The 12,029-nt window shown below is 33.8% G+C and carries 12 protein-coding genes; 4 read left to right on the plus strand and 8 right to left on the minus strand.

The window, feature by feature from the left end:
- Positions 1–72: 72 nt before the first annotated feature.
- Complete coding sequence (locus ITJ86_RS12015; protein ID WP_195871890.1) at positions 73–273, minus strand: CsbD family protein; 201 nt, start codon at positions 271–273, stop codon at positions 73–75.
- Positions 274–404: 131 nt separating this feature from the next.
- Here ITJ86_RS12015 and ITJ86_RS12020 point away from each other — a divergent pair, with 131 nt between their 5' ends.
- Positions 405–1,745: an exonuclease domain-containing protein gene (locus tag ITJ86_RS12020; protein ID WP_195871891.1), complete on the plus strand. Its 1,341-nt coding sequence runs from the start codon at positions 405–407 to the stop codon at positions 1,743–1,745.
- A 90-nt stretch (positions 1,746–1,835) separates the two neighbouring features.
- Here the strand turns inward: ITJ86_RS12020 and ITJ86_RS12025 are convergent, their stop codons facing one another.
- The 4 genes from ITJ86_RS12025 to ITJ86_RS12040 form a co-directional block, all read right to left on the minus strand.
- Complete coding sequence (locus ITJ86_RS12025) at positions 1,836–2,360, minus strand: hypothetical protein (protein ID WP_195871892.1); 525 nt, start codon at positions 2,358–2,360, stop codon at positions 1,836–1,838.
- A gap of 205 nt (positions 2,361–2,565) precedes the next feature.
- Positions 2,566–4,323 (minus strand): transcriptional regulator, encoded by a 1,758-nt coding sequence (locus tag ITJ86_RS12030; RefSeq protein WP_195871893.1) that lies wholly within the window; start codon positions 4,321–4,323, stop codon positions 2,566–2,568.
- A 98-nt stretch (positions 4,324–4,421) separates the two neighbouring features.
- Positions 4,422–6,914, minus strand: a complete 2,493-nt coding sequence (locus ITJ86_RS12035; protein ID WP_195871963.1) for an ABC transporter permease — start codon at positions 6,912–6,914, stop codon at positions 4,422–4,424.
- A gap of 44 nt (positions 6,915–6,958) precedes the next feature.
- A complete protein-coding gene (locus ITJ86_RS12040; protein WP_195871894.1) occupies positions 6,959–7,648 on the minus strand; it encodes an ABC transporter ATP-binding protein in 690 nt (229 codons plus the stop codon).
- A 24-nt stretch (positions 7,649–7,672) separates the two neighbouring features.
- Here ITJ86_RS12040 and ITJ86_RS12045 point away from each other — a divergent pair, with 24 nt between their 5' ends.
- Complete coding sequence (locus ITJ86_RS12045; protein ID WP_195871895.1) at positions 7,673–8,419, plus strand: arylesterase; 747 nt, start codon at positions 7,673–7,675, stop codon at positions 8,417–8,419.
- Positions 8,420–8,453: 34 nt separating this feature from the next.
- On the opposite strand, the gene ITJ86_RS12050 is transcribed toward ITJ86_RS12045, so the two are convergent.
- Both ITJ86_RS12050 and ITJ86_RS12055 read right to left on the minus strand, forming a co-directional pair.
- Positions 8,454–9,800: a DEAD/DEAH box helicase gene (locus ITJ86_RS12050; RefSeq protein WP_195871896.1), complete on the minus strand. Its 1,347-nt coding sequence runs from the start codon at positions 9,798–9,800 to the stop codon at positions 8,454–8,456.
- 56 nt (positions 9,801–9,856) lie between these two features.
- Positions 9,857–10,105 carry a cold-shock protein gene (locus tag ITJ86_RS12055; protein WP_195871897.1) on the minus strand — a complete coding sequence of 83 codons (249 nt, stop codon included), beginning with the start codon at positions 10,103–10,105 and terminating at the stop codon, positions 9,857–9,859.
- Between the two features lie 198 nt (positions 10,106–10,303).
- On the opposite strand from ITJ86_RS12055, the gene ITJ86_RS12060 reads away from it, so the two are divergent.
- On the plus strand, positions 10,304–10,873 hold the full coding sequence (locus tag ITJ86_RS12060) for a Crp/Fnr family transcriptional regulator (protein WP_195871898.1): 570 nt from the start codon (positions 10,304–10,306) through the stop codon (positions 10,871–10,873).
- A 123-nt stretch (positions 10,874–10,996) separates the two neighbouring features.
- Complete coding sequence (locus tag ITJ86_RS12065) at positions 10,997–11,737, plus strand: acyl-CoA desaturase (protein WP_195871899.1); 741 nt, start codon at positions 10,997–10,999, stop codon at positions 11,735–11,737.
- A gap of 75 nt (positions 11,738–11,812) precedes the next feature.
- Here ITJ86_RS12065 and ITJ86_RS12070 read toward each other — a convergent pair whose 3' ends face one another.
- Positions 11,813–12,004, minus strand: coding sequence for a cold-shock protein (locus tag ITJ86_RS12070; RefSeq protein ID WP_195871900.1), 192 nt, complete (start codon positions 12,002–12,004; stop codon positions 11,813–11,815).
- Between the last annotated feature and the right edge of the window lie 25 nt (positions 12,005–12,029).

A 12,029-nucleotide genomic window follows, 5' to 3' on the forward strand; every position in this document is an offset into this window, starting at 1 on the left:
AGTTAACTTAAAGAATACACATAAAAAAAATCCCGATTAACTCGGGATTTTTATTCTATAAATAAAGGCGTTTTAATACTTTATGTCATTTAAAAACTCATTTACACGTTCTTTAGATTCACCTGTACGTTTCTGAATTTTTCCAATGATTTCATCTTCCTTACCTTCTGCATAATCTAAATCATCATCGGTAAGTTCGCCCCATTTTTGTTTTAGTTTTCCTTTCGCAATATTCCAATTGCCTTTTGCTTTATCTTGCCATGGTTTATCCATAATTTCTATAGTTTTTAAGTTGTTGAAGTAAACCGCTTTGATTTACTATTATAAAAATAAGAGAAACTACAGTGAGTTATTGACGCTAAACATTTAGTTATTGATGCAAATAACCACAATAAAAAGTTAATATGATTTATACTATTATCGACGTTGAAACCACAGGGCAAAGTAATCGCATCACAGAAATTTCCATATTTAAATACGATGGCAATACTGTAATAGATGAGTTCACTTCTTTAGTCAATCCAGAAACTTACATTCCTCAGCATATCACTGCCTTGACAGGCATTGATGACCATATGGTTGCAGACGCTCCACGTTTTGAAGAGGTGGCACAAGATATTTTGAGCATAACTGAACATACTATTTTTGTAGCTCACAATGTCAACTTTGATTATAAGGTTATTAATGGCGAATTTCAGCGTATTGGTTTAGAATTCACACGAAAAAAACTGTGTACGGTTCGTTTATCTCGACGATTATTACCAGGACATCGATCGTATAGTTTAGGGAAACTATGTAAAGCCTTAGATATTAATTTGGTCGGAAGACACCGAGCCAGAGGTGATGCAGAAGCGACCGTCATTTTATTCGAATTGTTATTGCAGCAAACTGAAGCTTCTGAAGTATTTAACGAATTTCTAAATAAGAATTCTAGAGAAGCCACCTTGCCTCCTAACCTACCAAAAGCCACTTTTGAAGCCTTGCCACATGCTGCAGGTATTTATTACTTTAAAGATAAAAAAGGGAAAATCATTTACGTTGGAAAAGCTAAAGATCTCAAAAAGCGTGTATTAAGTCATTTTTACAGCAAGACTAAAAAGTCCCAAGACATGGTAAGAGAAACCGCAGATATCGATTTTGAGGTTTCAGGAAGTGAACTTATTGCCTTATTAATGGAAGATGCTGCTATTAAGCATCATTTTCCGATGTATAATAAAGTAGCCAAACGAACGGTTCAAACGTTTGCTATTTTCTCGTATGAAGATCGAAAAGGAATTTTACACTTAGCCAGCAATAAAGGCCGTTTGGTACCGAATCCTATTATTACGTTTTTCAATATTAGAGATTTACGGTCTTACGTAGAAAAGCTTTGTGCTAAATTTAATTTATGTCCTAAGTACTGCCATTTACAAGAGTCCGTTTCAGAGTGTTCTCATTATAGTATTCAAAACTGTAAAGGAATTTGCAGAGATGAAGAATCTGTAGAAAGTTACAATAACCGTGTTCTTGAAGCTATTCACGACATGTCTAATCAAAAGGACGATATCATCTTAAAAGAAAAAGGAAGGCAAGCTAATGAAACTGCTTTTGTAATGATTAAAGACGGATCTTATTTAGGATATGGTTTTATTGATAATGATGAACAAGTGAATCATTTAGATGATTTCATTACGTATCTTATTCCACAAAAAGATAGTCTAGATATTCAGAAAATCTTACGACCTTATATTTTAAAAGTGTCATAACGACAAGACAGCTATCACTTGGTTTTTTTCTGAAAAGAGAAAACAGTACAAAATGTACTGCTTTCAATTTAGAAAAATAAGTGGCATATACTAAATCGTTAGGGAAATAGATTTATGTTTATTTTCCTTTTTTAAATCTATTGTATATGTGATTTCTGAGCCTTTATCATGATCATAGCTAACGTTACAAGTACTATAATGAAAAGCCCATCCTGGATAATCTTTAGCCAATTGGTTACTTATTTTTACAGGAAGTCTTACATCTTCATAATATTCCTCTGAGTTTAGAATAATACCGTGAGTATTATAAACTGCAGTAATACGATTTTCGTTAGACTGAAAATTAACCGTATATGTTATAGACTTATTTTTGCTGTACACTGGATCTTTAGTGACATCAAAATCTGCAGCTACTTTCTGTAATTTTTTAATACAGATAGCCAAAGGTTGAGCAGCTTCAACTTCTAAATTTAAATAATTTTCATTTGAAATAGAACTGCTGCTTGACGTAAACTTTTCGTCATTTAACTGAGTGGTCGCCATTGCTAGGTCGTGTTGTGCTGTACTAAGGTTGGTTAGTCCTAAAAAAATTAAACCAAAAAGACATGTTTTCATGAGTGATACGGTTTTAGAGTTATACTTAATAATTAAAATGGTTAAAGCTTTTTCTACAGAAATATGGAGTTTAAGTAGAACACAGCTAATGTATAACCTAAGTCGGAATCCACCGTATAATAGGAATAGACCACTAATGTACAAGCGATAGACATTTAATAGACAACAAATCAAGGTGTGTCTTAAGTGCTTGTTGTACAAGTGTTTATAAGTTTTGAATAAAGAAATCTAAATCGGTGTCTTCAGAGAGGTTTAATTTTTTTCGTAAGCGATAACGACTTGTGTTTAGGGATGCCAAAGTGATATTTTGAAGGGTAGCAATACTTCGACTTTCAATTTTTAAGCGAATTAAAGAGCATAGTCTAATTTCGTTTTTACTTAAATTAGGATAACGTTTTGTAAGCTCACTATAAAAGGTATCACTCAATTTATCTAAGCGTTCAAAAAACTCTTGTGTATCGCCATCCACACTTATTTTATTAGAAATAGCGGTATCCAATTCATTAATTAAAACAGCACGATCTGCCGAACTAGCTTGTTTAATCACTTCCAATTGTTCAGCAAGTGATTTAGCCCAGTCCTGATCTTGCGTTAATTTAATAGCAAAATCTGACAAGTCGCGCTCCTTAGATTTTATTTCTGAATTAAGCTGTTCTACTTTTAATGCTGAATTCTCAAGTTTTTGCTCTGCCAGCAGTTGCTTATTTTTTGCATTGGTAAGATGTTGCCTCCTACTGATAATAAGCGCAACCAAAAGGATGATAAAAATAGACGACAATAGCCCTATAAACCAAAGTTTAGTTCGCTGGCTTTTTATCATATTCTCTTTTTGAATACGGTCTATTTTAAAATTCAATTCAATTTTATCTATGGTAATGTCATTTAATTCTTCTTGCCACTTTTTGTCTGCATAATTAGAAATTTCTTGTAAGCTATCAGAAACATGTGTTATTAGTCGTGCTGTATCATAAGCCTCCGAAATGTTGTTTTGAGTGCGTAGTAATAGTTCTTTTGCTTTCAGAAATTCTAACTTTGAGCTGGTGGTTACATTAGCTTTGGTTTCATTAAAATCTACAATAGCTTCCAACGCTTTAAAATTTTGTTGTGCAGCATTTATTTGATTTAAACGGGTTTGAGTTGAGACGAGTTGTGCACCAGCGCTAATTAATCTAGGGATATCCTTTGCTAACGTTTTTTCATTAATAGCCGTTTTAAAAAACTTAAAATTTTTCTCATAAAGTGGCAGTGCATCGTCGTAAGATTGTTGTTCTGTATATATGTCAGCAATATTATCGCGTATGCTCCCATTTAGTGTATGCTTGGGGAATTTAGCTTGTGTTAAAGCATAAGCGCGCTTAAAAAAGTACATTGCGGAATCGAGGTCTTTTTTGTGCCAATAAAAAAATAGTCCGTAATTGTTTATAGATGACGGATGATAGATGTAATTTAAGTTTTTACTAAATGCTATATTAGTTTTGTGTTGTAGTGCCGCACTATCTAATAGACCGAGTTTCGCATAGCTTTCAGCGAGTATGCTTCTAGCGTAGCTACGCATTTCCAAAAAGCCTTCGCGCTCTATAGAGGTAAGCTCGTTTTCGTGAGTTTCATAATACCTAAAAAAGTCGAGATACGATTTTATCGATTCTTTTGGAAACCCCACTTCTCTAAACCAATTTCCAGAATGTAAATAACTATCTAAAACAAATTTAGTATGACCTTCTATATGATTTAATACATCTAAACGTTTAAAATGCAGCGACAAGTATTTCTGCATTTCTGCATCAGAAAAGGAAGCGCGTCGAAACGTTCGTATAGCGTTATCCGGAAATGCAATGGCCATAGAATCACTTATCTGTTCATATTGTCTAAAAGCGGTTTCACTAGTAGGCATGGTGTTTTGCGACCATAATTGAGGAATAGCAATTATGAAAACAAATAAGAACGATGTATAATACTTAAGCATTAATTATCAAAAGGTTAGACAGGTTTAAATATACTTATTTTTTAAGAATATGTAATAGGTGTATTATTGAAGTCAAAACCTAAATAAAAAACACTTATCTACCCTTCTCTTCGCAATACTTCTAAAGGAGAACTTCGAATAACAGTTTGGATATTACTTAAACCAATGGCTAAAACCAATACCGTAATGCCTGGTAAAAACACTAAAAATGGAATAAAGGATGGCGTAAAAGGTTCTTTAAATAGAAACAGTGCTAATGCGAGGCTACTTATTAAAGCTAATAGCACACCTACCAAACTACCTAATAATCCTAAAAATAAATATTCAAACGCCGAAATTTTTAAAATCTGACCATTTTTAGCACCAAGTGTTCGTAATAAAACACTTTCCTTAATGCGTTGGTATTTGCTCGTTCGGACTGAGCCTATTAATACTATAATACCAGTGGTAATACTAAAAAATGCCATAAAATTAATGACCCAAGAGACTTTATCTAAAATATCTTCGACTATGGTGTAAACCTGTCGCAAATCTATTATAGACACATTAGGGAATTCTGCCACTAAATCGCGTTGTAATGCTGCAGAAGCGGCTTCATCTGGTACATAAGTTGAAATGACACGAAACTGAGGAGCTTGCTCAAGAGCTCCAGCAGGAAATACAATATTAAAGTTGGGTTGAAGCTGTCTCCAGTCTACTTTTCTAATACTTCCAACCGTAGTTTCCATCAGCACTCCTTGAACATTAAAAGTTATATTATCGCCAATATCTATGCCGTCTTCAGCAAGGTTGTCTGATATTGAAATTACAATAGGAGCATTTGGTGTTGCATGTGATGTCCACTCGCCGGCAATAAGTTCTTCTGAATCAATCATCGTTTCACGGTAAGTACTTCTAAACTCATGGTTTAACACCCAATTTCGCATTTGTTTGGTGGTGTCTTGTCGTAATTCATTTGCTAGTCGTCCTTTTATTTTATGAATCCTTGTGGTAACAATAGGTATGCTATTAACAATAGATAAGTCGTTTTCAGTTATACGATTTTCTATAGCTTCTTGCTGTTCTGATTGTACATCTAAAATAATAATATTGGCATTATCAGTGCTTTGATCTACTTCAGTTTTAGCTAATAAAATATCTTTGGTAAAATATAAGGTGCTGATTAAACAGGTCCCTAAACCAATTGCGACCACCAAAACAACGGTTTGATTGTTAGGTCTAAATAAGTTCAATAAACTTTGTCGCGCTGTAAAACCCCATCGTTTTGGGAAATATTTTCTAATTCCTTTAATAAACAACGTTGCTACACCAGCTAAGGCAGCAAAGGCTATTAATGTGGCAAACATAAAACCTAAGGCGAAAAGGGCATCATTTAATAACCAAAACGAAAATAAAAATAGAAACAACAGAACGGCTCCGATTACTACATAGCGCAATTTACGAGGTTCTTGTGCTCCTTTTTCATCAACGCGTAACACCTCTAATGGTGAAACATACCAGGTTCTAAGTAATGGTAATAGTGCAAATAGAACAGACATAAATAGTCCAAGAAAAATACCAATTAAAATGGGTTGTGCAGAAATTGAAATTTCAACAGAGAATGGTAAAAAGTCCTGTAAGATATAAGGAAATAATTCTTGAAGTCCAATACCTATCAGCGATCCGATTAAACCACCAACTATACCAATACCAGCAATTTGAATTAAAAAAATGAGAAAACTTTGCATTCGCGATGCTCCCATACATTTTAAAACAGCTATGGCTTTTAATTTTTCTTTAATATAAATATGAACAGAACTAGCAATCCCGATACAGCCCAATAATAAGGCAATAAAAGCTGCAAGATTTAGAAACTTACCAACGTTATCATAGCGTCTTCCCAAGCGTTCACTTGTACTTGTATGTGTGTCTAAATCAGCCTCTTCAGCTTTTAATTGTGGGTCTATAATGTCTTCAAATTGTTCTAAATCAATAGGTTCGTCGGTTTTATAGAAAAACTGATATTCCTTTCGACTTCCAAACTGTAGGAGGTCTGTTTGTTCAATATATTCATAAGGAATTACAATTGGAGGTGCTACCGAAGTAGAAATAGCAGTACTTCCAGGAATGGCTTTTAAGGCGCCTAAAATAGGAAGCGTTACCGCACCAACTTTTATAGAATCTCCAGGTTTTACATCAAATTGAAGCATTAATGTGGCGTCAACTAATGCTCCACCTTTATCTTGATACGTGTCTGCAGCAGCGCTAGGTTGTGTGTCTATAGTTCCGTAAAACGGGAAATCTCCTCCTAAGCCACGTACTTTAACAAGTTTAGTACCTCCATTCTTTGGAAACGCAATCATGGAGACAAAATTAATCTCCTTGGCATCTGGCTGTAACGAATCTATAAGCGCTTGTGCACGTTCTGTTGGTTCTTGTTTTGAATCAATGATATAATCTGCACCCATTAGGGCTTTAGACTGAAGCTTTATATTGTCTTTGAGATTGGCACTAAATAATTGAATAGATACCACAGCTGCAATACCTAAAATTATAGAAGCCATAAATAACAACAAACGTACTCTGCTTGCTTTGGCATCTCTCCAGGCCATTTTAAAAAGCCAGGTTGTATTTTTATTCATGTGTTATGTAATGTTTACAGTACAGCTGTACGTTCGTTGGTTAAAACTTGGCCACCTTTAAGTCTTAAAATTTGTTGTGTTCTATTGGCTAAATCTAAGTCGTGCGTAATGATGACTAAAGTCGTTCCAGCTTCTTTATTGAGCTCTAACAACAGTTGAATGACTTTTTCGCCAGTTTCCTCATCTAAATTTCCAGTTGGTTCATCAGCAAATAAAATAGAAGGTGCATTGGCAAAGGCTCTTGCTAACGCTACACGCTGTTGCTCACCACCAGATAATTGCGATGGATAATGATGCACTCGGTCTGCTAATCCTACTTTATCTAGTAAAGCCAGACTATTTTTAACAGCATCTTTATGTCCTTGTAATTCTAATGGAACACTTACATTTTCAAGCGCTGTAAGTGTTGGTAGTAATTGAAAATTTTGAAATATAAATCCCACATTCTTATTACGCAATTGTGCACGTTCATCTTCATTAAGAGTGCTTAAGTCCTGACCACACAACTCTATGCTCCCAGAATTTGGCTGATCTAGGCCAGCGCACAAACCTAGTAAGGTTGTTTTTCCACTTCCGGAAGGTCCAACTATAGAAAACGTTTGTCCCTTTTCTACAGAAAACGAAATGTTTTGTAGTACTGTTAATTGTTTGTTACCGCTAGAATAAGTTTTCTCTAGACCAGTTATGTTTAATATCTTTGGCATATCAATTTTTAATTAAGACTCTTTATGTCGAAGGCTCAAAATAATCATTTGCATTTAATTTTACCAATTTCAAAGGTCTCTAAACTCATAAAGTTTTGTTATTTTATAACAGCCTTTTTATTGGTTGCTTGTGGCAATAACCAATCGGATAAAACGGCTACAGAACCACAGTCCTCTGAACAAATAGAAAACACAGAAACTTCTGAAACGACTGCAAAAACTATTTTATGCTTTGGTGATAGTATTACAGCTGGTTACGGATTAGACGATACTAATGATGCGTTCCCTGGTGTTTTACAACAGAAAATAGATTCTTTAGACTTGAATTATACCGTGGTGAATTCTGGAGTAAGTGGCGAGACTACGGCAGGTGGAAAAGGAAGAATTGATTGGATCTTAAACCAAGAGATTGATATCTTTATATTAGAGTTAGGAGCTAATGATGGACTTCGTGGTGTTAACCTTGTAGAAACGGCCTCGAATCTTCAGTCTATTATTGATGCTGTAAAATCTAAAAACCCTAAAACTAAAATTATATTAGCCGGTATGCAATTGCCACCTAACATGGGACAAGAATACACGCAAGATTTCAAACAGGTCTTTATGAATATTGCCGAAAAAAACGACTTAGAGTTTATTCCTTTTATTCTAAAAGATGTTGGAGGTATAAAAGAACTCAACCAAAATGATGGCATACATCCCACAGCAGAAGGTCATAAAATATTAGCCAATACAGTTTGGGAGGTTTTAGGCCCTTTACTTAAGTCTTAGATGTTGATTTTTTAGAGCTTTATATTAAGAACGCTTACTGTTTTTTCTTTTTCTTAGGTTTAGAATCGTCAGACTTTTGTGCATCTAATGCGGTGTTAGCGACTTGATTTGCTAATACTTTCTCTATTAACTCTTCTTTTGTTAAGTGATGGAATACGGTTCTGACATCTTTTCTTAATTGTTCAGAAATATTTCGGTTGGGTTTGGTTTTAAATATTTTTTTAGCCCACAACAAGGTTTTGTTTTCTTCAATACTTTGGGTGTCTGCTTTTTTATATGCTTTAAATTCAATACCCAATTCGTCTTCAAAATCGTCAATATCAATAACTTCTTCCTGTTGCAAAATGGTTAAAGCTAAGCCCTTTGCGCCTGCTCTTGCCGTTCTACCGCTTCTATGAACATAAGCATCGTAGGTATCTGGTAAGTGGTAATTAATTACAAATTCAACAGCTTTAATATCTAGTCCACGTGAAGCCAAATCCGTCGCCACCAAAATATCAATGTGACCATCTCTAAATTGTCCCATAATCCGATCGCGAATCCCTTGTGTTAAACTACCATGTATAGCACCAGATGAGAATTTATTAATCGCTAAGTTTTTACCTAATTTATTGACTGCAGCCTTTGTTTTACAAAAAATGATACCACGTTGCCCAGCTTTAGAATTTAAGAAATGCAATAAAACATCTAATTTTTCAATAGGCTCAACCACTAAAAATTGATGATCTATACCTTGATGTCCAACCGTTGCCATATCGGCTTCAATATGATTGACATGTTTAGACATGTAATTTTGCACTAATTGTTTTATAGTGCCTGGCATAGTTGCCGTAAACAGTAATGTACGTCTTGTTTTTGGGATTTCTTTAATTATAGCATCTAGCCCTTCTTTTAAAGCGCTCACCATTTCGTCCGCTTCATCTAAAATAAAATATGAAATATTTGAGATGTCAACGGCATTTCGCTTTACTAAATCGGCCAAACGACCAGGAGTTGCTACAACGATGTGTGAGGTATTTTGTAAGCGTTCAATTTGTGGTTTAATAGGAATACCACCACAAACTGTAGCTATCTCCACTTCTGGCATATATTTCGAAAAGGCTGATAAATTAGCACTTATCTGCTGACCTAACTCTCGTGTTGGAGCTAAAATAACAGCTTGAATATTAGTGTTTTTTACATCTATTAACTGAAGTAATGGAAGTCCGAATGCAGCTGTTTTTCCTGTTCCTGTTTTAGCTAAAGCGACCACATCTTTTGAATGATCTAATACCGCAGGAATAGCTTTTTCTTGAATATCGGTTGGAACTGAAATTTGTAAATCAGCTAAACCTTTTTGTAGTTGTTCATTAATTCCTAAATCGGAAAAACGTTTGGACATAAAAAATAATTTTTACAGTAGTAAGTAGCTCTACATGCGTTAAGTTGGTATGCTATTTATTTTTTTATCACACGAACATTCGTAGCTATTAGGCCTTTTTTACCTTTTTCAATATTGAAAGTTACTTTATTCTTTTCTCTAATCTTACCAATTACATTAGTTGTATGAACAAAAATCTCTTCATCAGAATCTTTTAGTATTATAAATCCAAAGCCTTTTCTTGCATTAAAAAATTTAACGGTTCCTTCTTTCGTTTCGCTTGCTTTGTTAGGATTAAATAATTTGTTTATGAAACTTCTAATCATCTTTATGTTTTAAATTTTAATATAGTGTAAAAGTAATATATTGATTTGACTACTTTTATGAATTATCGCTACAAAAATAGTATAAATAATAGAGTTTGTCAGTAAGACTTCATATATAGTTGATTCGTATTATTTTTCATCATAAAGATTATATGAATTTATATCTTTACATTTTTGTTAATTAGCCTTCAATAAACCGTGGAACAAATTAAAGCGCATTTAGACCAAATAGCAACAATATCGCAAGCAGATTGGGACTTCTTTACGTCTAAACTTCAGCGACGTGTAATTAAAAAGAAAAGCATTTTTTTAAAGGTTAATGAAATAGAAAATCATATTTCCTTTATTGAATCTGGTGTGGTACGCTTATTTATTCCAAAGGATAATCCAGATAAAGAAATCACTTTTGGCTTTAGTTTTAAAGACCAATTTATTAGTGCTTATGACTCGTTTTTAACACAGACGCCTTCAGCATATCAGTTACAAGCCCTTTCAGAAACAAGCTTGTTGAGTATAACATATTCAGATTTGCAAGATGTTTATAAAACCACCCAAATTGGAAACTTAATTGGACGTTTAACAGCAGAACGTCTCTTTTTATTAAAATCTAGTCGCGAACAAAACCTGTTAAACCTCACTGCAGAAGAACGGTATTTAAAATTGTTTAAAGAACGCCCAGAACTGTTAAAGATAATTCCACTGAAATACATCAGTTCTTATATTGGTATTACGGCTCAAGCCTTGAGCAGAATTAGAAAACGTGTCTAAATTAATTTTTCGTCTTACTTAGATTATTATAGTGATTTGTACCACATAAAACAGATCTAATTTTATTGATTTAGATTCATTGTTTGGCATAAAGTGTGTACATATCTTTGCAAAAAAACAACTATGATTATACTACTTTTTGTTTTGGTGCTTTGGTATGGAGGTCTATTTTTTCAGTCATTCTTTTTGCATCGTTATGCTGCACACCAAGTCTTTACCATGTCTAAAACCATGGAACGTATCACTTTTATTTTAACTTGGATTTTTCAAGGTTCTAGTTATTTAAGTGCTTATGGTTATGGTATTATGCATCGTATGCATCACGCCTATACAGATACAGAAAAGGATCCACACTCACCATCGTATGATGCCAATGTGTTTGCCATGATGTGGAAAACAAAAACAATATATCAAGATATTAATAAGCAACGTATTTCAGTCGATGAGCGTTTTACTAAAAATGTACCACAATGGAAAAGCTTTGATAGTTTCGCGAGTTCACGATTTTCGAGATTACTTTGGATTTCGTTATACATTTTATTCTTTGCCTTTTTTGCAACCGCTTGGTGGCAATGGTTGTTATTACCAATTACGTTTTTAATGGCACCAATACATGGCGTTATTATTAATTGGTTTGGGCATATTTATGGTTACGTGAATTTTAAAATGAAAAATACAAGTAAAAACTTATTCCGATTCGATTTTTTAATGATGGGAGAAGGCTATCACAACAACCATCATAAATACGCAAGTAGAGCTAATTTTGGTGTAAAATGGTATGAAATCGATGTGACTTACCTTATTATAAAGGTATTAGATGCTGTAGGTTTTGTTCAATTAAAACCTGTTAGAGTTAAGCGTTAGTTTTGAAATTATAGAATTAAAAAAGCCCATCAAAAATTGATGGGCTTTTTTTTGTAAAACTTTTAAGTCTATATCCTAGATAACTTTTACGTTTACTGCGTTTAATCCTTTATTACCTTCTTTAAGATCAAATTCAACGGCATCGCCTTCACGAATTTCGTCAATTAATCCAGAAATGTGTACAAAGTGATCTTTATCAACACCTTCTTCTGTGATAAATCCAAATCCTTTAGTATCGTTGAAGAATTTTACTTTTCCTGTATTCATTGTAATTTAATTTATATAATTTTTA

Source organism: Winogradskyella marina, from assembly GCF_015645385.1.
Lineage (GTDB): Bacteria > Bacteroidota > Bacteroidia > Flavobacteriales > Flavobacteriaceae > Winogradskyella > Winogradskyella marina.

Coding starts and splice junctions, on each gene's coding strand:
- ITJ86_RS12015 (WP_195871890.1), bottom strand. CDS start 273: ATGGATAAACCATGGCAAGATAAAGCAAAAGGCAATTGGAATATTGCG.
- ITJ86_RS12020 (WP_195871891.1), top strand. CDS start 405: ATGATTTATACTATTATCGACGTTGAAACCACAGGGCAAAGTAATCGC.
- ITJ86_RS12025 (WP_195871892.1), bottom strand. CDS start 2,360: ATGAAAACATGTCTTTTTGGTTTAATTTTTTTAGGACTAACCAACCTT.
- ITJ86_RS12030 (WP_195871893.1), bottom strand. CDS start 4,323: ATGCTTAAGTATTATACATCGTTCTTATTTGTTTTCATAATTGCTATT.
- ITJ86_RS12035 (WP_195871963.1), bottom strand. CDS start 6,914: ATGGCCTGGAGAGATGCCAAAGCAAGCAGAGTACGTTTGTTGTTATTT.
- ITJ86_RS12040 (WP_195871894.1), bottom strand. CDS start 7,648: ATGCCAAAGATATTAAACATAACTGGTCTAGAGAAAACTTATTCTAGC.
- ITJ86_RS12045 (WP_195871895.1), top strand. CDS start 7,673: ATGTCGAAGGCTCAAAATAATCATTTGCATTTAATTTTACCAATTTCA.
- ITJ86_RS12050 (WP_195871896.1), bottom strand. CDS start 9,800: ATGTCCAAACGTTTTTCCGATTTAGGAATTAATGAACAACTACAAAAA.
- ITJ86_RS12055 (WP_195871897.1), bottom strand. CDS start 10,105: ATGATTAGAAGTTTCATAAACAAATTATTTAATCCTAACAAAGCAAGC.
- ITJ86_RS12065 (WP_195871899.1), top strand. CDS start 10,997: ATGATTATACTACTTTTTGTTTTGGTGCTTTGGTATGGAGGTCTATTT.
- ITJ86_RS12070 (WP_195871900.1), bottom strand. CDS start 12,004: ATGAATACAGGAAAAGTAAAATTCTTCAACGATACTAAAGGATTTGGA.